We start from the raw sequence: 21,999 nt of genomic DNA, 5'->3' as shown, positions 1-21,999 counted from the left end.
CTTCCTCCGAGGGGCCCGCATTGACCGGCCCGCTCGGACGTCCTTACGGTGCACGGGTGGGGAAGTCCGGCGTGAGGGGCGAGAAGGGCAACCTGCCCGCGGAGACCACGAGCTTCGTGGGACGCAGGTCCGAGGTGGCCGAGGTCAAGTGCCTGCTGACGCGGGCCCGGCTGGTCACCCTGACCGGGGTGGGCGGGGTCGGCAAGACGCGGCTGGCCGTGCAGACCGCCGCCGGGCTGTCCCGGGCGTTCCGCGACGGCGTCTGGCTGGTCGAGCTCGCCGGGCTGCAGGACCCGGCGCTGGTCGCGCACACCGTGCTGGAGGCGCTGGGCGTCCACGACGAAACCGGCCGGGCGCCGAAGGCCGTCCTGGCCGAGCACCTGCGGGACCGGCGGCTGCTGCTGGTCCTGGACAACTGCGAGCACGTCCTCGACGCCTGCGCCGCGCTCGCGCACGACCTGCTGCGGGCCGCGCCCGGGCTGCGCCTGCTCGCGACCAGCCGGGAGCGGCTCGCGCTGGCCGCCGAGCACATCTGGCCGGTGTCCCCGCTGCCGTTGCCCGAGGCGGGCCGTCCGCTGCCGGGCGGAGCGTGGTTGCGCTACCCGGCGCTGACGTTGTTCGCCGAACGCGCGGCCGCCGTCGACCCGGGGTTCGCGGTCACCGCGGAGAACCAGGAGCGCGTGGCGCAGGTGTGCCGGCTGCTGGCCGGCATCCCGCTGGCGATCGAGCTGGCGGCCGTCCGGCTGCGGGTGCTGACGCTGGCCGAACTGGAGGCCGGGCTGGCCGATTGCTTCCGCCTGCCCGGCACGGTGAAGCGGGGCGGTGAGCCCCGGCACCAGACGCTGCAGGCCGCCATCGGCTGGAGCTTCGCGCTGTGCGGCCCGGCCGAACGGCACCTCTGGGCCCGCGCGTCGGTGTTCACCGGCGGCTTCGACCGGGCGGCGGCCGAGCGCGTCTGCGCCGGTGAGGACGTCCGGGCCGGGCTCGCCGGGCTGGTCGAAAAGTCGGTGCTGCTTCGCGAAGCCGGGCGGTTCCGGTTGCTGGAGCCGCTGCGGCAGTTCGGCCGCGCCAAGCTGACCGAGTCCGGGGAAGCGGACGTCGTCCTGCGGTCGATGCGGGACCACTACCTCGACCTGGCGGTGCGCAGCGAACGCGAGTGGTTCGGCCCGGCGCAGGCGGAGACCTTCCGCCGGACCCGCCTGGAGCACGCGAACCTGCGGGCGGCGCTGGACTACAGCCTGACGGTGCCGGGCGAGCTCGAGACCGGCCTCCGGCTCGCCTCGACGCTCTGGTTCTACTGGGCGGGCTGCGGGGTGTTCGGCGAAGGCCGCCACTGGCTCGACCGCGCGCTGGCGCTGTCCCCCGAGCCGGGTGCTTCGCGGGCGAAAGCGTTGTGGGTCAACGGGTACGTCGCGACGTTGCAGGGGGACAACGCCGGCGCGATCGCGATGCTGGAGGAATGCCGCGCGTACGCCCGGCAGGCCGGCGACGACGTGGCGCTGGCGTACGCGACGCACCGGATCGGCTGCAACCTGCTGGTCGGCGACGACGTCGGCGACGCGAAGGCGCTCTTCGAGGAGGCGCAGGCCCGCTACCGGCAGCTCGGCGAGCTCAACAGCAACGTGATGCTGGCCGGCATCGAGCTGGCGGTGGCGTCGATCTTCCTGGGCGACCTCGACCGCGCGGGCGAGCTGTGCGAAGAGGCGTGCGCGACCGGCGTCGCCCACGGCGAGCAGTGGGCGCAGGCGTACGCGATCTTCGTCCAGGCCTTGGTCGCCCTGGGCCGCGGCGACTTCGCCCGGGCGGCCGAGCACGGGCAGCACTGCCTGCGCGTCAAGCGGAAGTTCCACGACCTGCTGGGCATCGTGCTGGCGATCGAAGTCCTGGCCTGGAACGAAGCGGCCCGCGGCGGCTGGGAAGCGGCGGCGACGATGCTCGGGTCCGCCCAGCCGATCTGGCAGACGGTCGGGTTCCCGATGTTCGGGTCCCGGTATTTCGGCGCCCCGCACGGAGAGTGCGAGACGCGGGCGCGCAAGGGGCTGGGGGAGGGCCCGTTCGACGCGGCTTTCCGCCGGGGGCGCGAGTTCGGCTTGGAGGAGGCGATCGCCTACGCGCTGGGGGATACGGCGCCTTCACCCGTTCCCGGCCCGTCGCGGCCGACACCGCTGACGGACCGCGAGCACGAGGTGGCGCTGCTGATCGCGGACGGCCGGTCGAACCAGGAGATCGCGGACAAGCTGGTCATCTCCCGCCGGACGGCCGAGGGGCACGTGAACCGGATCCTGCGCAAGCTGGAGTTCGGCTCACGGAGCCAGGTGGCCGCCTGGGCGGCGCAGGTTTCCCAGCGCTAGCGCGGTGGCCCGGACGTCATGAAAGGGTCGTTCATGTCGTCGGACGCGGTGAACGACTCGTTCATGACGTCCCGGCCACCCGCCGGCGGTGCTAGCCGAGCCGTTCGTCCCAGTCGGCGAACGCCGCCACCAGATCCGCGGGCGCCTCGATCTCCTTCAACCGCCGCAGCTGGTCCTCGATGTAGTACCGGTACAGCGGAACCAGTCCCGCCGCCAGTTCCGGGCGCAGCTCGTCCGCGTCCAGCGGGTGTCCCTCCCGGACCCGCAAGGCCAACCGGACCAGCGAACCCGCCGGGGCGTCCGGCTGGGACAGGTACCACTCGATCGCCTCGTCGTTGTTCGCCGCGCGGCCCGTCGGGAGCGTTGCGGAGTACCGGAAGCGGACCGGGAACAGCACCGCCTTCGTGAACCACACCGTGTCCACGAGCAGCCGGCGCGGCTCGTGGAACTCCGCCGTCACCTCGGGCGTCGCCAGGACAGCGATGGCGAAAGAAGCGCTCTCCAGCAGCAGCTCCGAAGCCGCCGGGCGGGCGATCTCCGCGAGGACGTCCGAGCCGAGCAGGACGCGGCCGTGGTCGGCCAGCTGCAGGCGGTCCAGCGCCGGGAAGCGGCCGTCGTCGCGGCCCTCGCGCAACGCCGGCAGCGACGCCCAGAACACCGACAGCTTGCGGTGCAACGGACTCCGCTCCTGCAGCGACGCCGTCGTGTCCGCGATCGAGGAGCCGTCGGCGCCGGTCAGGACGAGCGCCAGGTCGATGTCGCTCGCCGCCGGCGCGTAGCCGCCGTAGGACAGGCTGCCCAGCAGGTACGCGCCGATCAGGCGCTCTCCCAAGGCTTCCTGGTACGCGCGGGCGGCTTCGGCGGCGATTTCGCGAGCGGCCGACGCCGGGTCGGTGGAGATCATGCCGCCACCGTAGCGCGGCGGGCGCGCTCGGCGATGCGATCGGAGACGACGCCGATCACCTGCCACGCCCGGTCGAGCACCTCGACGACGCCGTCCACCGTCCAGTCACCGCGGCGGCGCAACAGTTCGTAGCCCATCTCGAGGTGCTCGACGTCGGCTTCGTCGTGCAGGTCGAAGTATTCGTCGTCGGGGAACGCCCGCGTGCCCGCCTGGCTGAACACCAGGCTGCCGGCTTCGAGGGCCAGGTGCGCCAGCACCGCGCGCTGCACGCCGGGCAGGACCGCGAACTGGTCGACGAACCACGACGCGCCCGCTTCGATCACCGGGTCCCAGACCAGCTGCCGGTCGCCCGCGCGGCTGCGGGCCAGGATCTTGTCGTGCCCGATCTCCTCCTCCTGGTGCTCCAGGGCGAGCGCCCGCAGCTCCGGGTCGCTCTCGAAGGTGACCCGGGCGCTGATCATCCGCTGGAAGGCGTTCGACCACGGCTGCAGGTACGTGAGCACCGCCTTCTTCGTCTCGTCGGTGGTGCTCGCGTCGGTCAGCAGCCGGATCAGGTCCGACGCTTCGTACTCCCGTTGCCGCTGCTCGTTGTGGCGCGCGACGCGCTCGACGTCCTGCTGGGTCACGATCGGCTCCTTACCGTGGTGCTGCGGGAGATCATCTTTCCGGGGACGCTAAGCAAGATCGACGGACGTGCGGGAGTGGTCGTACACGGGAAACCGGAAGTACGTGGTGACGTCGCCGCGCCGGCCCGCTGTGCGGTAGCTCACCAGCTCGAGGATGTCCGTCCCGGACAGCGGCCCGGGCGCCAGCGCGGCGGTGAGGAGGCGGAACCGTCCCGGGTCGACGCCTTCGCGGTGCAGCAACGCCGCGGTGCGCTCGACGGCTTCTTCGTCACTGGCAGCGAGATCGGGCAGGCGCAGGTACGTCGTGGACTCGGCCGCCCGGTCCGGTCCGGACCGGAACGCGAGGCAGCTCAAGGCCGCTTCACCGGCGTCTTCCCGGTCACCGGCCAGGATCCGGTACGCGGCGCGCGCGTCGACGGCGTCGTGGCGGAGAGCGACCGAGGCGACGCGGTTCACCTCGGCCAGGCCGGCGCCGTGGTTGCGGTAGTAGACCTTGACCCTGGACTCGGCCTCGTCGGCCAGGTCCACCGCGAAGAACTCGATTTCCCGGCTGCCCTCGATGGTTTCGACCTCACGCCGGGTGGTGTCCCACGCGTCCGCCATGCCGAGCAGGGCCATGGCTTCGGCCACGGCCGTTTCGCGCTGGGCGTGCGGCCACGGGTAGAGCCCGAAGTAGGTCTTGTGGACGATCCTCGACGGCGGACGCCAGGCGATGGAGTGCCACAGGGGAGCGGGCGACGGACGGCCCCCGCGCGGCGTGAAGATCTCGGGCACCCCGTGCAGCCTGCGAAAACCGCTCTCCGCGGGTGGACCGACGTCGTGGCCGAGGCTGTCGAACAGCACTCGCAGCTCCGGGTGCCCCCCGGACCAGTTCACCGACATCTCGGCGGGGAACCCGTCCGTCGCCACATAGGACGGCTGAGCCGGGGTGACGCCGATCCGTTCGTGCGCCCACGGCGGCAGCAGGGCGCGCAGCATCCGCGTGGCCCGGACCGACTGCTCGACCGGAACCTCGAGCGCTTCACAGGCGGTGGACCAAAGCCCGCACAGGAAGTCACCGAAGAGACGACCCTGTGCCGGGTAGTTTTCCCTTGTATATTCAGGAAACCTCGGCACGTGAATCGTCACGTGCGGATGCTATCAGTTTGATGCTTGCTCAACTAAAAAGCTGCACCCGGGTGGTCCAACCAATTGCGCCATGTGGGTTTGCCGGTGTCCGAGGTGGACACGCTCGGACACCTCGGACACCGGCGTTGTCCGGTCCGGACACCGGGTGGACACCGAGCGGACAAAGCGCAGGTCTCAGACCCGCACCGGCACCACCGTCATCGCGTGCTTGACGAGCCGGATCAGCGCGAGCTTGCTCGAGTCCCTGTCACGCGCGTCACACATGACGATCGGCACCCGATCCGGGACGACGAGGGCCTCGCGGACCTCGTCGGCGGTGTAGCGCGGAGCGTTGTCGAAGCAGTTCACCGCGACGACGAACGGGATCTTCCGGCGCTCGAAGAAGTCGATGGCCGCGAAGCTGGTCTCCAGGCGCCGGGTGTCGACGAGCACGATCGTCCCGATCGCCCCGCGGGCGAGGTCGTCCCACATGAACCAGAAACGCGCCTGGCCCGGCGTCCCGAACAGGTACAGCACGTGCCGCGGCGAGATCGTGATCCGGCCGAAGTCGAGCGCGACCGTCGTCGTGGTCTTGCGCTCCACGCCGGACAGGTCGTCCACCCCGGCGCTCGCCTCGGTGAGCACCTCCTCGGTGGTCAGCGGCGGGATCTCGCTGACCGAGCCGACCATGGTGGTCTTGCCGGCGCCGAAGCCGCCCGCGACGATGATCTTGACCGGCGTGGGGACCATGTCGGCCCCGGTCCCGTCAGTACTTGATGAGGCCATCGAGAACCGCCTGGAGAGTTTCGAGGTCCGGCGCCTGGGCCGGGTTGTGGGTGGGGGAGCGCGTGATCACGAGGCCGCGTTCGATCAGGTCGCCGACGAGCACGCGCACGACCCCCAGCGGGATCTTCACGTACACGGCGATCTCGGCGATCGAAACCGGGTGGCGGCACAGCTGCACGATCGCGTTGTGCTCCGGGCCCAGCCCGACCGGCTCCTGCTCCGAGCGCAGGGTCATCACCTGCGTGGACAGGTCGAGCCGCGACGCGTCGGACGGTGTCCGGCCGCTGGTGATCGTGTACGGCCGGACCAGCGGCCCGGCGGCCTCGTCGTACCAGCCTTCATCGGTGCTCATGTGGCCTCCCGTAGGACGTTCGCCGCTTCGCGCGGCGCGGACGCCATGTAGTCCCCGACTCGCTTGACCAGCCGGCTCATCTCGTAGGCGATCATCTCGACGTCGACGCTGTCCGCCGCCAGCACGGCGAGGCACGCGCCTTGCCCGGCCGCCGAGACGAACAGGTAGCCGCGCTCCATCTCGATCATGTTCTGCAGCACCGGGCCGCGGTTGAACTGCTTGCTCACCCCCTTGGCCAGGCTCTGCAGGCTGGAGGCGATGGCCGACAGCTGGTCGGAGTCGTCCTTGCTCATGCCGGCCGACTTGCCGATCAGCAGCCCGTCGGCGGACAGCACGATGGCGTTCTGCGCGCCGACCACGCGGTGGACCACGTCGTCGAGCAGCCAGTTGAGATCGGGTTTGGGGTTCCCGTACTCGTTCATGCGTCAGAGACCTTGACTTTCCTCTGTGGACTTTCGTGTGTGCTGTCGCGGACTACGCATCGTCGTCCGGCCCGCCCCGGCCCCGGCGCGTGCCCTTGTGGAACGCCGCGAGCGTGCGCGCAGTCCCCTCTCCGGGCGCGACGACGACGTCGCTGTCGTCGGGTTCGGTTTCGAGCTGGGCGACGAGGTTCTGCTGGGGTTCGCGCCGGGGCAGCCGCGGCCGGTCGTCGGTCGTCGGTGGCTTCGCGGCCGTTCCGCCGGCGGGCGCCGGAGCCGGTTCCGCGGCCGCCGGTGGTGCCGGTGCGGCCGGCACGGAGGGCAGCGGGTCGGGCGGGGTGAGCGCGCGCGCCGGGTACGGCCTCGGCTTGGCTTCTCGCTTCATCGGGATCTGACCGGTGAACGAGCTGGGTGTGTCCATGGAACCGAGTGAGCTTTCTGCTGCCTGCGGCGCGGGTGCGCCCACCGGGGCGAGGACCGCGGTGGTCTCCGCCGGGGAGGCACCGGGCTCGGCGGGGAGGTTCTCCTGCTGGCCGGCCAGGTGCTGGGACGGGATCAGCACGGTGGCCCGGAGGCCGCCGTAACGGGACGGGTCGAAGGTGACGATCATGCCGAGCTTCGCCGCCAGGCGCGCGACCACGAAGAGGCCGAGGCTGGAGTCGGCCCGCAGGGCCATCGCGTCGAACTCGGGGGCCTCCGCCATCATCGAGTTCGCCCAGTCGCGGACGCCGTCCTTCATGCCGAGCCCCTGGTCGGACACGTCGACGACGATCCCGCGCGCGACCGCGCGGCTGGTGACCTCGACCGGCGACCCGGGCGGCGAGAACGACGTCGCGTTGTCGACCAGTTCGGCGACGAGGTGGATCGCGTCGGCCACCGCGGCGCCGACGATCGCGACGTCGGGGACCTGCTCGACCTGGACCCGCGCGTACTGCTCGGTTTCCGAGACGGCCGCGCGCAGGACCTCCATCAGCGCCACGGGCTTGCGCCAGCGGCGGCCCGGCTGCTTGCCACCGAGGATGATCAGGTTCTCGGTGGTGCGGCGCGCGCGGGCGGCGAGGTGGTCGAGCTGGAACAGCGACGCGAGCTGCGTCGAGTTGTCCTCGCGGGCTTCCATCTCGTCGAGGATCTGCAGCTGCTGGTGGACCAGGACCTGGTTGCGGTGCGCGATGCCGAGGAACACGTTGTGCACGCCGCTGCGTGCTTTCGCTTCGCTCGCCGCGGCGTTGACGGCGGTCAGCTGGGCGGTGTTGAAGGCCTCGGCCACCTGGCCGATCTCGTCGCGGCCGTGGTCGAGCTGCGGGAGCTCTTCCTTCAGGTCGACGGCTTCGCCGTTCTTCAGCCGCGCCACGATGTCCGGCAGCCGGTTGCGGGCGAGGTCGAGGGAGTCGTTGCGTAGCCGCGCCAGGCGCGTCATCAGGGCGCGGTCGACGAGCGAGCGGGACACCCGCACCGCGACGATGATCGCCGCCAGCGACGCGAGCAGCGCCAGGATGCTGCCGATGATCACGTTGCGCAGCTGGGCGTCACCGGAGTCGATGGCGGCCGCGGAGACCCTGTCCGCCTGGGTGATGGCGAGGTCGTTGAGGGACTGGGCGACCTGGGTCGTCGCGTTCTGCCAGTCCGTTTCGGACACCGGCACGGAGTTCTGGTCGCCGGGCGCCCACGGGCCGTGCTTGACGATCGCCACCTCGGCGGTGGCCAGCTGCTGCCAGGCGGCGCTCTTGGTCAGCGCCTGGTACTTGGTGCGGACGCCGGGATCGAGGAACGGCTCGATCTGCGCCAGCTGCGTCCGGTAGGTCCCGGACAGCTGCGCGAACTGGGCGAAGTCGTCGGGCGCGAAGGTGCCGGCCGAGAAGGCCGTCGACACCAGCGACGTCTCGCGCGACATGCCGTCACCGGCGCGGAACACCGAGGTCGCGGTGATGCCGCCGGTCGCCGCTTCGGCGTCGGGCACGACGCGGGCCTGGGTGTCGAAGAGGTTCGACGCCGCGTCCATCACGCCGTTGTAGTAGTTGTTGACCTGCGCGCGATCGATGCTGCGGAAGCTGATCTGCGAGCGCAGCACGGGCAGCTGGTCGAACTGCGCCTTCAGCGCGTTGACCTTGGCCGCGATCTCGTCCGGCGCGTTGGAGATCGTCGCGGCGAACGCGTCCTGCAGCGCGCCGAGCTTTTCGTCGGTGGCCTTCTGCTGCACCTGGAGCCGGCCCGGGCCGAGCGCCGGGTCGTCGAGGTACTGCAGGGCGGTCTGGCGTTCCTTCTGGAACTCGGCCAGCGCGGTGGCGGCGGGGATGGACACCTCGCGCACCGACGCCGCGACCAGCCGGACGTAAACGCCGTTGAAGAGGAAGTAGGAGGAGACCGCGATCCACAGCACCAGCAGGGTCACGCTGGGAATGAGGACGGTCCTGGTCAGCCTTTTGCGGATCGACTTGTCGTACGGCTTGTCCGACTCGTCCTGAGCGTCTTTGTTCTGCACGGCGGTTCACGAACTCCTGAGTGACGGTCGGCGAAAAACGGGGACCCGGACGAGGAAGCGGACACGACGATGGGACACAGCTGCCGCCGTCACCCGTCTTCGCCTCACCCTCCGTGTTGCCGCGGAATCGATCAGGGTCCGTTTTTTACCACGAACCACTGAACGGCGGTGGTCCTGGCCCGGTCGGCGGACGGTTGTCCGGCGAAGGGCGAACGGCGTGTACCGAGTGCGTCCGGGTGGTTACTCCCATTTCCTCTGGTAACGGGCGCGGGCGCTATTTCCGGCTCTTGCACGCTAGGCCGAACGGGTGAAAGTGAATTCGCCCGGTCCGGCGCGCCGAGGCGTTCGCGGGGCGGGAAACAAGGAGCACGGCGGATGCCCTGGAGGGCCTCCGGACGCGGTCGCGGGCGACGCTGCGTCACGGCGGAGACAGAAGATGATCTTCGTCACGAAGAGTGGCGGAGGCCGGAAATCCTGCCCCTGCCGCGAAACGGCTCACGGGTCAACGAATCCGACATCCTCTCGCATCTCCGGCAACGGCCGCCGCGGTTCGCGCACTCCGCTCGGATCCCCGCCGCCCGCGATCCACACCGTCACCGTCGCCCATCGGGACACCCGCGCCCCCGCCGCCGGCAGCTGGGCCACCACGAGACCGTTCATCAGCGGGTGCGGACCATCCGGATCGGGGCCCTGCAGCAGCAAGCCCGCGTCGTGGCCGGACAGCCACGCGTCGAGGGCCTGACGCCCCCGGAAGTTCGGCACGATCACGTCCGACACTGCTCTTCACCCGCTTCCCAGGGTAGCGAGCAGCGCAAGGCTTTACATCGAACGAGCTATTGTCAATCGATCTGTACATCCTCTATCGTTCCGTAAACCCAGCCAACGGAGGAGGGTGTGATGAGCGGAGCGACGATCCCCGCGGGGTCGACCGAGCGGTGGCGCGACCGCAAGCGCTACCTGTGGCTCATCGGCCTGGTCGTGCCGTCCCTGGCGTTCCTCGCCATCGGCCTGCACGCGGCCACCGGCTGGAGCGGGTGGTTCTGGATCGGGCCCGTCGTGATCCTCGTGATCGTGCCGCTGGTCGACCTGCTCGCCGGGCTCGACCGCAGCAACCCGCCCGACGACGTTCTCGAGCAGCTCGAGAAGGACCGCTACTACCGTTGGATCACCTTCGCGTTCCTGCCCGTGCAGTACCTCGGCTTCGCCGCCGCGTTCTGGCTGGTCGCCCACGGCGGCCTGGGCGTCGCCGACAAGATCGGGCTCGCGGTGTCGATCGGCTGCGTCGGCGGGATCGGCATCAACACCGCGCACGAACTGGGGCACAAGAAGGAGAGCCACGAGCGCTGGCTGTCGAAGATCGCGCTGGCACAGAGCTTCTACGGCCACTTCTACATCGAGCACAACCGCGGTCACCACGTCCGCGTGGCGACGCCGAAAGACCCGGCCAGCAGCCGCTTCGGCGAAAGTTTCTACCGCTTCTGGCCGCGCACGGTCTTCGGCTCGCTGAAGTCGGCATGGCGCCTGGAGCGCAAGCGCTACGCCCGCCGGGACAAGCACCCGTACCGCCTCGGCAACGACGTCCTCAACGCCTGGCTGATGTCGGCGGTCCTCTGGGGCGCGATGATCGCGTGGCTCGGCGTGGAAATCCTGCCGTACCTGGTGATCCAGGCCGTGGTCGGGTTCTCGCTGCTGGAGGTCGTCAACTACATGGAGCACTACGGCATGCTGCGGCAGCGCGTCGGCGCGCCGGGAAAGCGCCGCTACGAGCGCGTGGATCCCAGCCACAGCTGGAACTCCGACAATATCGCCACGAACGTCCTGCTCTACCACCTGCAGCGGCACAGCGACCACCACGCCAACCCGACGCGGCGCTACCAGACGCTGCGCGACTTCGCCGAGTCGCCGGTGCTGCCCACCGGGTACGCCGGGATGATCGTGCTCGCGCTGATCCCGCCGGTGTGGCGCCGGGTGATGGACCCGCGCGTGCTCGCTCACTTCGACGGCGATCTCACCCGCGCGAACCTCCAGCCGTCGAAGCGGGACAAGCTGCTCGCGCGGTACGGCACCCGCGTCACGGCCGGCACCCCGGAGGCGGCCGACACCCACGGCGACGCCACCGAGGGCGGGATGTGCCCGGGCTGCGGGTACGTCTACGACGAGAAGCTCGGCGATCCGCGCGAGGGTTTCCCGGCCGGCACGCCGTGGCCGGTGATCCCGGACTCGTGGTGCTGCCCGGACTGCGGCGTGCGCGAGAAGGTCGACTTCGTCGCGCCGGGCCGGGTGGGTGCGTGATGCGGATCGAAGCGGACCGGGGCAAGTGCGACGGCCTGGGCATGTGCGAGGCGATGGCGCCGGACTTCTTCGAGGTGGGCGACGACGGCACGGTCGTCGTGCTCGACGAACGCCCCGGCGAGGAGCACCGGACCGACGTCGCCGCGGCGGTCGACTCCTGTCCCGTGCTGGCCTTGAAGCTGCGGTGACTCTCGTCGTCGTGGGCGCCTCCCTGGCGGGGCTGCGCGCCGTGGAGTCCGCGCGCCGCACCGGGTACCGCGGCCGGATCGTGCTCATCGGCGCCGAGGAGCACCTGCCGTACGACCGGCCGTTCCACCCGGAAACCGTGCTGCGGGACGAACTCGGCGTCGAACTCGTGCTGGGCGCGCCGGCCGAGCGTCTCGACGCCGACGCGCGCGAAGTGACTGTCGCGGGCAGAGTCGTGAGTTACGACGCCGTGGTCATCGCCACCGGCGCGACCGCGCGCGGCCTCCCCGGAGCGCGCACGCTGCGCACCGCCGAAGACGCCGTCGCGGTGCGCGCCGCGCTGGACGACGGCGCGCGAACGGTCGTGGTCGGCGCCGGGTTCATCGGCTCGGAAGTCGCGTCGGCGGCGCGCAAGCGCGGCCTGCCGGTGACGATCGTGGAGGCGGCGGCCGTCCCGCTCGCCCGCGCGGTCGGCGAAGCGGCCGGGGCGGAGCTGGCCGGGCTGCACCACGCGGCCGGCACCGAGCTGCGGCTCGCCACCGAAGTCACCGGCGTCGCGGACGACGGCGTCCGGCTGTCCACCGGCGAGGTCCTGCCGGCGGACCTCGTGGTCGCCGGCATCGGCGCGGCACCGGCCACCGGCTGGCTCGAAGGCAGCGGGCTGACCCTGCACGAGCGCGACCGCAGCGTGGTGTGCGACGCGACGCTGTCCGCCGGACCGCCGGGCGTGTCCGCGGGCGGCACGACGCTGTACCGCCGCGGCGACCGGATCGTCGGCGCGCTGACCGTCGACCGCCCGCGCGAGATCATGAAGTACCGCCGCCGCGTCGCCGCGCGGGCGGCGTGGGCATGGATGGAGGAAGCGCCAGCCTTCGCGGGCGCGGCCTAGAATGGCGATCATGAGCGCCGCACTCCCGGCCCCGCCCGAGGGCGGCCAGCACCGGCGGCCGATCATCACCGCGGCGATCGAGCTGACCGCGCGGTCCGGCTGGCCGGCGGTCACGATGGCCCGGCTGGCCGAGGTCGTCGGCGTGAGCCGCCAGACCGTCTACAACGAGATCGGCTCCAAGGCCGCGCTGGCCGAGGCGATGGTCGCGCACGAGCTCGACCGGTTCCTCTCGGTCGTCGTCGCCGCCTTCGACCGGCACGAGAGCGACCTGGTCGAGGCGATGTACGACGCCGTCCGCGCGGTCCTCGAGCTGGCCGACGACAACATCCTGCTGCGGGCGATCGCCTCCGCCACGCACGGCACCGCGCCCGAGCTGCTCCCGCTGCTGACCACCGAGGCGGGCACGCTCCTGACACAGGCGAAGGCGATGCTCACCGTGCGCGTGGCGGCCTACCACCCGCCGCTCACCGAAGAGCAGGTCGGCGTCGTGATCGACATCGTCGTCCGCACGGTGCTCAGCCACGTCATGCAGCCCTCGGACACCCCGGCCCGCACCGCCGACGCGCTGGCGTGGGTGGCGGCGCGCGTCCTCGGCGTGGACGCGACCCCGCCCCTGCGGCACCGCTGACCCATCGCAGGTCGGGCTATTCCCGTGGGTCAGGCAGCGAGCTCGCGGATGCGGTCCAGCGCGGCCCGGACCTCGGTGAAACCGGTGGTGAGCGGGCTCAGCCCGACGCGGATGCCGTCGGGACGGCGGAAGTCGATCAGCACGCCGTGCTCGATGAGCACCCGGGAGAGCCGTTCGGCGTCCGGGTGCCGCAGGGTGACGTGCCCGCCGCGGCGGGCGTCCTCGCGCGGCGAGGCCACCGTGAAGCCGAGCGGGACGAGCCACTCGTCGGCGAGGTCGAGCACCCAGCGGCCCAGCGCGACAGCCTTGGCCCGCACGCGCTCGATCCCGGCCTCGGCCAGCAGCGCGACGCCTTCCTGGACCCCCACCATGCCGAGCACCGGCGGAGTCCCGGACAGCGCGCGGCGGATGCCGGGCGCGGGCACGTAGTGCTCGGCCATGCCGAACGTGTCGGCCGCGCCCATCCAGCCGGTGATCGGCTGCCCGAACTCCGCGTGGTGGCGCGAGTTCACGTAGAGGAAGGCGGGCGCGCCGGGCCCCGCGTGGAGGAACTTGTAGGTGCAGCCGACGGCGAAGTCGGCGCCACCGGCGTCCAGCTCGACCGGGATCGAGCCGACGCTGTGGCAGAGGTCCCAGACGGTGAGGGCACCGCGGTCGTGCACCAGCCGCGTGATCCCGGCGAGGTCGGCGATCGCGGCGGAGCGGTAGTCCACATGGGACAGGACCACGGCCGCGGTCCGTGCCCCGGTGACGGCCGCGACGTCGTCGAGGCGGACGTCGCCGGCTTCGATCCACCGCACCGTGTGGCCGAGTTCGGCGGCGACGCTCTCGACGAGGAACCGGTCGGTGGGGAAGTTGGCGGAGTCGGTGACGATCTCGTCGCGCCCCGGCCGGAGCGCGGCCGCCGCCCGGAGCGTCTTGTAGAGGCACACGGACGTCGAGTCGGCGACGATGGTCTGGCCGGGGGCGGCGCCGAGCGCGACGCGGCCCAGCTCGTCGCCGATCCGCTCGGGCAGGGCGAGCCAGCGTTCTTCCCAGGAGCGGATCAGCCGGGCGCCCCACTGATCGGCGACGAGCTCCTGCAGGCGTTCGGCGGTGGCGCGCAGGGGACGCCCCAGCGAGTTCCCGTCGAGGTAGGCGACGACGCCGGGGTCGGTGATCGGGACGAACCGGTCGCGGAAGGCGGCGAGCTCGTCTCCGGCGTCGAGGCGCTTCGCCTCTTCGAGCGTGGTCAGTGCTCCTTCTCCTTGACCCGCACGGTTTCCTTGCGCACCTCGGCCTGGGTGGCGCGCTCGCGCACCAGCCAGTCGGGGTTCTCCGTCTTCAGCGCGTCGATCTGCTCGGTGGTGAGCGCCTCGGTGATCCCGCCGCGGCTGAGGCCGCCGATGGAGATGCCCAGCTTCGCCGCGACGACCGGCCGCGGGTGCGGGCCGGTGCGGCGCAGCTCGCGCAGCCACTCGGGCGGGTCGGCCTGCAGCGCGTTCAGCTCGTCGCGCGAGACGACGCCCTCCTGGAATTCCGGGGGCGTGGCTTCGAGGTACACACCCAGCTTCTTCGCCGCCGTCGCGGGCTTCATCGTCTGGGCGGTCTTGTGCGACGTCATGCCGTCCAGGGTAGCCAGCGCCCCGCCCGGTAGCCTGACCCGGTGACCTCGTTCCGTCTCGCGTACGTCCCGGGTGCGACTCCCGCCAAGTGGGTGCGGACGTGGGGCGAGCGGCAGCCGGGCGTCCCGCTGGAGCTGGTCCCGGTCGCCGCGGCGGATGCGACGGACCTGCTCCGCGCGCGGGGCGCGGACGCGGCGCTGCTGCGGTCCCCGATCGACCGCGAGGGCCTGCACGCGATCCCGCTCTACACCGAGACGACGGTGGTCGTGGTCGCCAAGGACCACCTGATCGCGGCGGCGGACGAAGTGTCCACAGCGGACTTGGCGGACGAGGTCGTCCTGCAGCCGCTGGATGACACGATCGAGTGGACTTCGCTGCCGGGCCGTGCGGCTTCGTCCCGCCCGGAGACGACGGCGGACGCGATCGAGCTGGTGGCGGCCGGGGTCGGGGTGCTGGTGGTCCCGCAGTCCCTGGCGCGCCTGCACCACCGCCGCGACCTGACCTACCGGACGGTGGTGGACGCACCGCAGTCGAGCGTGGCGCTGTCGTGGCTCGAGGACGAGACGACGGACCTGATGGAGACGTTCATCGGCATCGTGCGCGGGCGCACGGTCAACAGCACGCGCGGACGGCAGCCGGCTCCGGCTCCGGCTCCGGCTCCGGCGGAGAAGAAGCGGCCGGAGCGGAAGCCGGCGGCGAAGTCGGCCGGCAAGCCGGCGCGGCGAGGCGGCGGGGGAGCTCCGAAGCGCGGGAAGCCGCGGCGGAAGTCCTGAACCCGTCGGCCCTGATGCCGTGAACGACTCGTTCACCTCGTCAGGCGACAGGACTCCGGCATAGTCGCGGCCGCGCGTGGGGTCGGGTGTCGCGAATGGGTCATTGGGGGCGCCCGAGGTCGCGAATGAGTCATTCGCGACGTTTGACGGGGGTTGGCGACGTCATGAACGACTCTTTCCTGTCGTCCAGCGTCGTGAACGACCCTTTCATGACGTCTGGGGCCAGCCGCCGCGTCCGGAGTCCCGGGACCTCAGTTCGTCGAGTACACGCAGTTGCCGTCCACCCGGTCCGGCAGGTCGGGGTCGTCGAACCACAAGCCGTCCTCGCCGAGGTAGCGGAACTGGAGGACCGTCCCCGGCGTCACGTCCACCGACGCCGACCGGCGGCCGTTGGAACGCGTCATGAGGTGGTGGCGGCCGGGCGTCCAGTCGTTGAACGACCCCACCACGCTCACGCGTCCGGGGGGCGCCCCGGCCGGGAGGCTGAACGTCACCCGCTGGGTGCCGGCCCGGTTCTTGCTGGTCTTGATCACGCTTCGGTGGCCTTTCGGAGAGAGGAACGAGGGGGGCGCGCTCGGCACTGAGCGACGACATGATGACACAACCGTAACTGTTCGGTCACTTGCAGTGCCCAAAGGAATTAACCAGCCGCTCAACGGTTCGCCACCGACCGGGTGGTCCTGCCGCGAACCATGATCATCTTGCTGCCGGACGTGCGTTCAGGTGCAAAACTGACTGCCGTGACCGTCGCCGCCGATCGTCAAGTCAAGGACCCTTGTGCCTGGCTCAGCGCCGTCACCCTCGATCTCGCCGGTGCTCACCCGGCCGACACCCGAGGGGTGCTCCTGACGGTGTGGGACGGGCTGGTCGCCGCCCGGCTCGCGGGGCTGTACGCCGCCACGGCTTCGCCCCGCTGGCGGGCCCGGCAGCGCCACGCCGAAGCGGTCGAGTTCGACCTCGCCGTCCAGCTGGCGCGCAACTGCACCGTCGGTACCGGCCTGGCCATCCCGGCCCGGCTGCCCGGGGCCGCCGTCGCCTGGTCCCTGGAACGGGCCGACGCCGCCGTCGCCGCGATCATCTCCTTCTGCGCCACGGCCGAAACCGTGCTGCGCCGGGCCGGCGAGCTGACCCCGGTGTGGGAGGACAGCCTGCTCGGGCCGGTCGCGCTGGCCCGGTGGCTCGCCGATTGCTGGGCGGGCCGCAACACCGGCTGCCCGCTGCGGCTGCCGGTGCCGCCGCCGTCGTGGTGGCGCTGACCGCCGTCCGTCAGGGAAAGGCTGGGCCGGCCGAACCCGGCGCCGGGCGAAAGGAGGCCGGGGTGGCCGCATCAGCTGTCCCGCCCAGGAGACTCCCGCACGCGACCCGCGGGGCCGTACGCGCCGTGCTGCTGGCGGAGCTGGTGTCCGCCGGCACCCGGGCGCGCGCCATGGGCTGCCCGCCGGAGGCGCTGTTCGACGTCCTGGACGCGCGGTTGCGTTCGGCGGCCGAGGGCGGCTGCCGTGGCGTGGCCCCCGGAGCTGGTCGCGATGTCCTCGACGCGGAGTCGCGGCTATCGGCCGAAGACGGCTGCCGGAAGCCGGGCCGGTGACGAACGGCCGGCCGTTCGCTGCGCGCGGCCGCGCTCAGCGGCCGAGGACGGCCAGGACCGTCGTCACGATCCGGTCGAGCCGAGCTTCGTCGGCGAGTGCGGTGGCCAGCCAGTCCTCGCGCGTGAATCCGTTGTGCGGCAAGCGGTCGAGCACCTCGTCGTCGGTCCCGAACACGCACCGGACCACGGCGGAGACCGCCATCGCGGGCTCGTGGCCGCGGTCCAGGCGCTTTTCGATCGCGCGCAGCGCCAGGTCGGCCAGGTCGATGAGGCGCGCGTCGTCGGCCTCGTCCGGGCCGACCAGTTGCAGCGGGGCGGGTTCGGCCGCGCCGTCCGCCGGCATCGGCGCGACCGGGGCCCGCTTGTGCCCGAGCGGACGCTCGACGTGCGCGGCGTGCCACTTCGGCCGGGTGCGCATGGCGGCCAGGACCGTCCGCACCTCGCGGTCGAGCGTGTCGCGGCCGGCCGGCGGCGCCCCGGTGACCTCGGCGCGGCGCGCGGCCCAGCCGTCCAGCGGCCACAGCTCGGCGCCCGCGGTCGTCGGCACCCCGGCCCACACGAGGATCTGGACGGCGAGGTCGCACAGCCACGGGTCGCCGCCGAGGGCTTCACCCAGCCAGGCCGGCAGGCGAGGCCGTTGCAGGGCGCCGATCTCGCCGCGCCGCCGCCGGTGCGCGTCGACCGTCGCCGGGCTCAGCCGGGTCGCCAGCCAGCCGTCGAAGTTGTCGATCGGGTCCGTCGCCCGCCGCAACGCGTGCTCCACGACGGCTTCGACGTCGTCGTGGAAGCGGTCGAGGCAGTCGGGTCGCAGCCATTCGAGCCCGCGGGTGCAGTCCGGGTGCCGGCGCTGCCGCTCCAGCGGCTTGGTGATCCGGGCGAAGACCAGCGGCCAGGCGACGGTGTAGACCGCGCCGCGCAGGCGGGCGAGGGCGCCGGGCAGGGCGGCCGAAGCGGAGCCCGCGAGCCGGCCGTCGCGGGCCAGCCGGCGGACACCGGCGACGTCCGCCGGCCCGATGGGCGCGTGCGTGGTGGTGTCGAGCAACTCGTCCTCCCCGATGTCGTCGACGGGAAAATGGTCGGTCAGCCGGGGAACGGGAAAAGGCCGGGGACTGGCCGAATCACGCCGGAACTGGCCACGCGCTGGCCATCCGGGAATCACCTGATCGGCGCAGCCCGCACGCCCGATCGCGCGGAAGTCCGCGTGCCACAATCGAAATCCCATGGCACACGAGGACGGGTTGCTCCGCGAGCTCACCACTTTGCGCCGCGGTTGGGGATTGGAAACCGAACGGCTGCGCGACCGGCTCGGGCCGCTCGTTTCCGGCTGGTGCGAAATCCACCGGACGACGAACGACCGCGAAGCGCGGCGCGTTCTGCGCGACGCCGTTTCCGCCGCGATCGCGGAATTCCCGGCCGACGACCGGCTGGCGGTCAACGTCGCGCTGGGCATCGCGCCCGGCGCGCAGCACGCGCTGCTGTCCGACCGGGTCGGGATCCTCGCCGACCGCCTGCGGGTCTCCGAACGCACGGCCCGGCGGCGGATCGACCGGGCGTTCGCGCGCCTGGCCGCCGAGATCGAGGCCGGCCTGCGTCCCGGCGACGGCGTGCCCGACGACCCCGACCAGGGCTGGTTCGTCAAGCGGCTGCGGGCCCTCGTGCGGCTGGACACCGCCGGGCCGGAGCTGATCGAGGAACGGCAGATCGTGGCGACCCGAGACGGGCTGAGCCGGATCTCCGCGCAGTTCACCGTGCCCCGCGTCGAGGACGGCGGCGACGGCGAGCGGCTGGTGGCCGCCGACGCCCAGCACGGCGTCCGGATCACCGACGCCAAGCGGGTGGGGCAGCGGCACTTCCGCTGGCTGCTCGACCTCCCGCGGCCCTTGGCGCGCGGGGACACCCACACCTACGCGCTGGTGATCCGGATCCGGGACGGCTTGCCCATCCGGCCGTCGTACGTGTTCGTGCCGCTGGTGACGTGCGAGTCGTTCACCGTGCGGGTCCGGTTCGACCCCCACCGGCTGCCGTGGACGGTGTGGCGGCTGGACCGGGTCCCGCCGTCCGTGCTCGCCGACCCGGCCAAGCCGGGCCCGGCGCTGCCCCTCGACGGTGCGTGCGAGGTGGCGCAGGAGTTCGCCGCGCCGCAGCTGGGCTACGCGTACGGGTTGCGCTGGGTGCCTCAAGAACTTCCCTGAGTCACATTCCTTGACATGAATATTCTTAACTGTGAATACTTTAGCTCGTGAACACTTCCGCTATGGACGGGATCGCGGCAGCACTGGGGGACGCGGCGCGGTGGCGCATCGTCGAGCTTCTCGCCGAGCGTCCCCGGTCGGTCGGGGAGCTGGCCGAGCGGACCGGGCTGCGGCAGCCGCAGACCACCAAACACCTCCAGAGCCTCGCCCGCGCCGGGCTCGTCACCGTGTTCCCGCTCGGGCAGCGTCGCGTCTACGCCCTCGAGGCCGAGCCGCTGGCGGCTTTCGCGGGCCGGTTGGCGGAACTGGCGAAGGCGACCGAAGCGCACGAAGGCGAGCGGAACGCGGTGGCGCGGTACCGCGCGGCCGTCGAAGCGGATACCGCGGCCGCGGACGGCGACCGGTGGGCGGACGGGCGCGAGTTCGCGTTCGAGCGCTTGCTGGCCGTGCCGCGCGAGGTCGTCTGGCGGCACTGGACCGAACCGGGGCTGCTGGCGTCGTGGTGGGTTCCGCCGTCGATGACGGTCACCGAGTGCCTCCTCGAGCCGCGGTCCGGCGGGCGCGCGGTGCTCGCGTACCGCGACGCCGACGGCGAATACCACTCCGAAGGGTGGGTCCGCCGGGCGGCGGAGCCCGGGCGGCTCGCGTTCGACCTCGCGGTGACGGGCGAGGGGTCCTTCACCGGCCACTACGACCTCGAGCTCGCGCCGGTGCCCGGCGGCACCCGGTTGCGGCTCGGGCTGCGCATCACCGCGACGACGGTCGAGGCCGTCCCCGCCATCGCCGGCATCGAAACCGGCTGGGACCAGGTGCTCGACCACCTCACCGAAGTGCTGCTGCCGGGAAAGGGCTGACCACCATGACCGATCGCCGGGTCACCGCGAACCTGAGCTTGACGCTCGACGGGCGCTACCACGGTCCCGGCGGGCCCGGCGACATGGGCGCGATCGTTTCGTACGCGACGACCGACGTCGCGCGGCGGTACCTGGCGCGCATCTGGGAGAACGCGACGACGGCGGTGCTCGGCCGGCTCAACGCCGAAGGTTTCCTGGGGTACTGGCCGACCGTCGCGGCGGACGAGCACGCCGACCCGCGCGACCGCGGCTACGCGAAGTGGCTGGTGGACGCCGAAAAGGTGGTCTTCTCGACGACGTTGACCGAGGCGCCGTGGGAACGCGCCCGCGTGGTGAACGCCCCGGCCGCGAAGGTCATCGCGGACCTGAAGACCACCGGATCGGGTGACATCCTGGTCAACAGCAGCGCGAGCATCATCAAGGCACTGCTGGCGGCGGACCTGGTCGACCGGCTGTACTTGATGGTCTGTCCCGAGATAGCGGGCGGCGGGCCGCGGCTGTTCGACGACGGCCTGCCGGCCTCGAAGTGGCGGGTCGCCCACCAGGAAACGGGTGAACTGGGGGAGACGGCGCTGGTCTACGACCGCGCGCACTGAAGTCCATTGTGGACAGCGTAGGCGAACCACGAAGCGGGACCACCACGTGCCGGGGGTCCGGGGGTTGTCCCCCGGGTAGATACTGCGGACACCGGGAGCAATCCCGGAGGGATTGCGAACAGCAATCCCCGTCTCGGGTGGGGCGGGCGGGGCTCGAACCCGCGGCCAAGGGATTATGAGTCCCCTGCTCTAACCAACTGAGCTACCGCCCCCGGATTTGCGTTCGCACAGAAGACTCAGTTCGCCTCAAGTTATCACAGCGGCCATCCGGGCAGATCCGGTAGGCCAAACAGGTTGAAGTGGCCACCGACCGGCGCAGCCTCGTCTAGGTTGCAAGGGCGTCACCGCTGAACGGACGGCGGGAAGGTGAGCGATGGTCACGGCACCGCGAGCCGCCCCGCACGGCCCGTACGCGCTCCGGTTGGCGCTGCTGGACGCACTCACCGCCGGGGCGGGCCTGGGCTACCTGGCGCACCAGTACCGGGAGGCGCTCGTGGCGAACCTCGCGGCCATCGGCCTGGGGCTGTTGTTCGCGTTCGCGGTGGGCTACGTGATCCGCGTGGCGGCGCGGGTCCTGCGCCGCGCGAACCGGCGCGTGGACGCGATTTTCGCCGAAGAACTGCGGAAGCCGTCGCCCCGGCCGCGGTGAGGGTGCGGATTCCGCTCAGGCGCCCGGATCGGCCGGAGTCGTAGGCACGGTGAACGGCGGTCCCGGCGAACGGCAATCCGCGTCGTGAACCGACTCGGCCGCCCGGCGTTGTTACGCCGTACACAGTGGACAGTGCGCCCTCAGGCCACCCGGTACCAGAAATTGCCGATCGGCCCGGAACTGCTCAGCTCCACCGGCTCCAGCCGCACCCGCGTGCCGCCCGGGTGGTCGAACAGCCGGACGCCGTCGCCGAGCAGGATCGGCGCCACGTGCACCAGGACCTCGTCCAGCAGCCCGGCTTCCAGGCAGCGCCGGGCCGTCGTGGCCCCCAGCACCGCGACGTACCCGTCCCCGGCCGCCGCGCGCACCGCCTTGCCCAGGTCGTCGACCAGCGTGAACCCCGGTGCCGGCTCGGCGGAGCGGGTCACCACGAAGATCGGGCCCTCCCACTGGCCGCCGTACACCTTGCCCTCCGCCGTCGTGGCCGGCGCGTACGTGTTGTGCCCCATCACCACCGCGCCGAGCCCGGCGAGCAGCCGCTCGACGACCGGGTTCGGGCCGGCGTGCAGCCCGGCGAGCCACGTCATGTCGTCGGCGGGGCCGGCGACGAAGCCGTCGAGGGACATCGTGACTTGAATCCACCGATGTGAATTCGGGTGATCTTGCTTTAGGTTTGTTGATCTTGCTGTGGGGTGTGGGCGTGCTGGACCGTGCTGGCCGCTCC

General features: G+C 71.9%; 25 protein-coding genes and 1 tRNA gene. 12 read left to right on the top strand and 14 right to left on the bottom strand.

What is annotated here, in order from left to right; genetic code table 11:
- Window positions 1–71: 71 nt before the first annotated feature.
- Complete coding sequence (locus AB0N03_RS49300) at window positions 72–2,351, top strand: LuxR C-terminal-related transcriptional regulator (RefSeq protein ID WP_364387928.1); 2,280 nt, start codon at window positions 72–74, stop codon at window positions 2,349–2,351.
- A gap of 91 nt (window positions 2,352–2,442) precedes the next feature.
- On the opposite strand, the gene AB0N03_RS49295 is transcribed toward AB0N03_RS49300, so the two are convergent.
- From AB0N03_RS49295 to AB0N03_RS49260, 8 genes are all read right to left on the bottom strand, one after another.
- Window positions 2,443–3,255 (bottom strand): hypothetical protein, encoded by an 813-nt coding sequence (locus AB0N03_RS49295; RefSeq protein WP_364387926.1) that lies wholly within the window; start codon window positions 3,253–3,255, stop codon window positions 2,443–2,445.
- Complete coding sequence (locus AB0N03_RS49290) at window positions 3,252–3,881, bottom strand: hypothetical protein (RefSeq protein ID WP_364387924.1); 630 nt, start codon at window positions 3,879–3,881, stop codon at window positions 3,252–3,254. Before AB0N03_RS49290 ends, AB0N03_RS49295 begins: the two co-directional genes overlap by 4 nt.
- Before the next feature lie 48 nt (window positions 3,882–3,929).
- Window positions 3,930–5,009 (bottom strand): hypothetical protein, encoded by a 1,080-nt coding sequence (locus AB0N03_RS49285; RefSeq protein ID WP_364387922.1) that lies wholly within the window; start codon window positions 5,007–5,009, stop codon window positions 3,930–3,932.
- Window positions 5,010–5,183: 174 nt separating this feature from the next.
- A complete protein-coding gene (locus AB0N03_RS49280; protein ID WP_364387920.1) occupies window positions 5,184–5,738 on the bottom strand; it encodes an ATP/GTP-binding protein in 555 nt (184 codons plus the stop codon).
- Between the two features lie 16 nt (window positions 5,739–5,754).
- Window positions 5,755–6,126 (bottom strand): DUF742 domain-containing protein, encoded by a 372-nt coding sequence (locus AB0N03_RS49275; protein ID WP_364387918.1) that lies wholly within the window; start codon window positions 6,124–6,126, stop codon window positions 5,755–5,757.
- Window positions 6,123–6,548 (bottom strand): roadblock/LC7 domain-containing protein, encoded by a 426-nt coding sequence (locus tag AB0N03_RS49270; protein ID WP_364387916.1) that lies wholly within the window; start codon window positions 6,546–6,548, stop codon window positions 6,123–6,125. The genes AB0N03_RS49275 and AB0N03_RS49270 overlap by 4 nt, the downstream gene beginning before the upstream one ends.
- Before the next feature lie 52 nt (window positions 6,549–6,600).
- A complete protein-coding gene (locus AB0N03_RS49265) occupies window positions 6,601–9,024 on the bottom strand; it encodes a nitrate- and nitrite sensing domain-containing protein (protein ID WP_364387914.1) in 2,424 nt (807 codons plus the stop codon).
- A gap of 495 nt (window positions 9,025–9,519) precedes the next feature.
- Entirely contained in the window at window positions 9,520–9,801 is a 282-nt protein-coding gene (locus tag AB0N03_RS49260) for a PASTA domain-containing protein (RefSeq protein WP_364387912.1), read from the bottom strand.
- A 120-nt stretch (window positions 9,802–9,921) separates the two neighbouring features.
- Here AB0N03_RS49260 and AB0N03_RS49255 point away from each other — a divergent pair, with 120 nt between their 5' ends.
- From AB0N03_RS49255 to AB0N03_RS49240, 4 genes are read left to right on the top strand one after another with little or no spacing between them, the layout of a single operon-like run.
- On the top strand, window positions 9,922–11,316 hold the full coding sequence (locus tag AB0N03_RS49255; protein ID WP_364387910.1) for a fatty acid desaturase: 1,395 nt from the start codon (window positions 9,922–9,924) through the stop codon (window positions 11,314–11,316).
- Entirely contained in the window at window positions 11,316–11,504 is a 189-nt protein-coding gene (locus tag AB0N03_RS49250; RefSeq protein WP_364387908.1) for a ferredoxin, read from the top strand. Before AB0N03_RS49255 ends, AB0N03_RS49250 begins: the two co-directional genes overlap by 1 nt.
- The gene (locus AB0N03_RS49245; RefSeq protein WP_364387906.1) at window positions 11,501–12,391 is read left to right on the top strand and encodes an NAD(P)/FAD-dependent oxidoreductase; all 891 of its coding nucleotides are present in this window, start codon (window positions 11,501–11,503) and stop codon (window positions 12,389–12,391) included. The genes AB0N03_RS49250 and AB0N03_RS49245 overlap by 4 nt, the downstream gene beginning before the upstream one ends.
- Window position 12,392: 1 nt before the next feature.
- A complete protein-coding gene (locus AB0N03_RS49240) occupies window positions 12,393–13,019 on the top strand; it encodes a TetR family transcriptional regulator (protein WP_364387904.1) in 627 nt (208 codons plus the stop codon).
- 29 nt (window positions 13,020–13,048) lie between these two features.
- Here the strand turns inward: AB0N03_RS49240 and AB0N03_RS49235 are convergent, their stop codons facing one another.
- Window positions 13,049–14,254 carry an aminotransferase class V-fold PLP-dependent enzyme gene (locus AB0N03_RS49235; protein WP_364387949.1) on the bottom strand — a complete coding sequence of 402 codons (1,206 nt, stop codon included), beginning with the start codon at window positions 14,252–14,254 and terminating at the stop codon, window positions 13,049–13,051.
- Window positions 14,251–14,622, bottom strand: a complete 372-nt coding sequence (locus AB0N03_RS49230) for a DUF5997 family protein (RefSeq protein ID WP_364387902.1) — start codon at window positions 14,620–14,622, stop codon at window positions 14,251–14,253. The genes AB0N03_RS49235 and AB0N03_RS49230 overlap by 4 nt, the downstream gene beginning before the upstream one ends.
- 42 nt (window positions 14,623–14,664) lie before the next feature.
- On the opposite strand from AB0N03_RS49230, the gene AB0N03_RS49225 reads away from it, so the two are divergent.
- Window positions 14,665–15,396 (top strand): substrate-binding domain-containing protein, encoded by a 732-nt coding sequence (locus tag AB0N03_RS49225; RefSeq protein ID WP_364387900.1) that lies wholly within the window; start codon window positions 14,665–14,667, stop codon window positions 15,394–15,396.
- Window positions 15,397–15,647: 251 nt separating this feature from the next.
- Here the strand turns inward: AB0N03_RS49225 and AB0N03_RS49220 are convergent, their stop codons facing one another.
- Window positions 15,648–15,929 (bottom strand): isoamylase, encoded by a 282-nt coding sequence (locus AB0N03_RS49220; protein ID WP_364387898.1) that lies wholly within the window; start codon window positions 15,927–15,929, stop codon window positions 15,648–15,650.
- 207 nt (window positions 15,930–16,136) lie between these two features.
- On the opposite strand from AB0N03_RS49220, the gene AB0N03_RS49215 reads away from it, so the two are divergent.
- Both AB0N03_RS49215 and AB0N03_RS49210 read left to right on the top strand, forming a co-directional pair.
- A complete protein-coding gene (locus AB0N03_RS49215) occupies window positions 16,137–16,652 on the top strand; it encodes a hypothetical protein (RefSeq protein WP_364387896.1) in 516 nt (171 codons plus the stop codon).
- Between the two features lie 62 nt (window positions 16,653–16,714).
- On the top strand, window positions 16,715–16,984 hold the full coding sequence (locus AB0N03_RS49210) for a hypothetical protein (protein ID WP_364387894.1): 270 nt from the start codon (window positions 16,715–16,717) through the stop codon (window positions 16,982–16,984).
- A 34-nt stretch (window positions 16,985–17,018) separates the two neighbouring features.
- Here the strand turns inward: AB0N03_RS49210 and AB0N03_RS49205 are convergent, their stop codons facing one another.
- On the bottom strand, window positions 17,019–18,026 hold the full coding sequence (locus AB0N03_RS49205) for a hypothetical protein (RefSeq protein ID WP_364387892.1): 1,008 nt from the start codon (window positions 18,024–18,026) through the stop codon (window positions 17,019–17,021).
- Window positions 18,027–18,204: 178 nt separating this feature from the next.
- On the opposite strand from AB0N03_RS49205, the gene AB0N03_RS49200 reads away from it, so the two are divergent.
- The 3 genes from AB0N03_RS49200 (at window position 18,205) to AB0N03_RS49190 (ending at window position 20,626) form a co-directional block, all read left to right on the top strand.
- The gene (locus AB0N03_RS49200; protein WP_364387890.1) at window positions 18,205–19,176 is read left to right on the top strand and encodes a hypothetical protein; all 972 of its coding nucleotides are present in this window, start codon (window positions 18,205–18,207) and stop codon (window positions 19,174–19,176) included.
- A 62-nt stretch (window positions 19,177–19,238) separates the two neighbouring features.
- Window positions 19,239–20,030 (top strand): metalloregulator ArsR/SmtB family transcription factor, encoded by a 792-nt coding sequence (locus tag AB0N03_RS49195; RefSeq protein WP_364387947.1) that lies wholly within the window; start codon window positions 19,239–19,241, stop codon window positions 20,028–20,030.
- A complete protein-coding gene (locus AB0N03_RS49190) occupies window positions 20,027–20,626 on the top strand; it encodes a dihydrofolate reductase family protein (RefSeq protein WP_364387945.1) in 600 nt (199 codons plus the stop codon). Before AB0N03_RS49195 ends, AB0N03_RS49190 begins: the two co-directional genes overlap by 4 nt.
- A 138-nt stretch (window positions 20,627–20,764) precedes the next feature.
- On the opposite strand, the gene AB0N03_RS49185 is transcribed toward AB0N03_RS49190, so the two are convergent.
- Window positions 20,765–20,838: transfer RNA gene (locus AB0N03_RS49185), tRNA-Ile, on the bottom strand.
- A 161-nt stretch (window positions 20,839–20,999) separates the two neighbouring features.
- On the opposite strand from AB0N03_RS49185, the gene AB0N03_RS49180 reads away from it, so the two are divergent.
- Window positions 21,000–21,275 carry a hypothetical protein gene (locus tag AB0N03_RS49180; protein ID WP_364387888.1) on the top strand — a complete coding sequence of 92 codons (276 nt, stop codon included), beginning with the start codon at window positions 21,000–21,002 and terminating at the stop codon, window positions 21,273–21,275.
- Between the two features lie 140 nt (window positions 21,276–21,415).
- On the opposite strand, the gene AB0N03_RS49175 is transcribed toward AB0N03_RS49180, so the two are convergent.
- On the bottom strand, window positions 21,416–21,901 hold the full coding sequence (locus tag AB0N03_RS49175) for a dihydrofolate reductase family protein (protein ID WP_364387886.1): 486 nt from the start codon (window positions 21,899–21,901) through the stop codon (window positions 21,416–21,418).
- Window positions 21,902–21,999: the final 98 nt, after the last annotated feature.

The organism is Amycolatopsis sp. NPDC051061 (assembly GCF_040682935.1).
Taxonomy (GTDB): Bacteria; Actinomycetota; Actinomycetes; order Mycobacteriales; family Pseudonocardiaceae; genus Amycolatopsis.
Note: the sequence above shows the minus strand (reverse complement) of the source record. Positions and strands in the feature narration are given on the sequence as shown.

Excerpts from the sequence above, each read along its gene's own strand:
- AB0N03_RS49270 (WP_364387916.1), bottom strand. The coding sequence starts at position 6,548 with ATGAACGAGTACGGGAACCCCAAACCCGATCTCAACTGGCTGCTCGAC.
- AB0N03_RS49250 (WP_364387908.1), top strand. The coding sequence starts at position 11,316 with ATGCGGATCGAAGCGGACCGGGGCAAGTGCGACGGCCTGGGCATGTGC.
- AB0N03_RS49195 (WP_364387947.1), top strand. The coding sequence starts at position 19,239 with ATGGACGGGATCGCGGCAGCACTGGGGGACGCGGCGCGGTGGCGCATC.
- AB0N03_RS49230 (WP_364387902.1), bottom strand. The coding sequence starts at position 14,622 with ATGACGTCGCACAAGACCGCCCAGACGATGAAGCCCGCGACGGCGGCG.
- AB0N03_RS49240 (WP_364387904.1), top strand. The coding sequence starts at position 12,393 with ATGGCGATCATGAGCGCCGCACTCCCGGCCCCGCCCGAGGGCGGCCAG.
- AB0N03_RS49175 (WP_364387886.1), bottom strand. The coding sequence starts at position 21,901 with ATGTCCCTCGACGGCTTCGTCGCCGGCCCCGCCGACGACATGACGTGG.
- AB0N03_RS49255 (WP_364387910.1), top strand. The coding sequence starts at position 9,922 with ATGAGCGGAGCGACGATCCCCGCGGGGTCGACCGAGCGGTGGCGCGAC.
- AB0N03_RS49180 (WP_364387888.1), top strand. The coding sequence starts at position 21,000 with ATGGTCACGGCACCGCGAGCCGCCCCGCACGGCCCGTACGCGCTCCGG.
- AB0N03_RS49280 (WP_364387920.1), bottom strand. The coding sequence starts at position 5,738 with ATGGTCCCCACGCCGGTCAAGATCATCGTCGCGGGCGGCTTCGGCGCC.
- AB0N03_RS49275 (WP_364387918.1), bottom strand. The coding sequence starts at position 6,126 with ATGAGCACCGATGAAGGCTGGTACGACGAGGCCGCCGGGCCGCTGGTC.
- AB0N03_RS49200 (WP_364387890.1), top strand. The coding sequence starts at position 18,205 with ATGGCACACGAGGACGGGTTGCTCCGCGAGCTCACCACTTTGCGCCGC.
- AB0N03_RS49295 (WP_364387926.1), bottom strand. The coding sequence starts at position 3,255 with ATGATCTCCACCGACCCGGCGTCGGCCGCTCGCGAAATCGCCGCCGAA.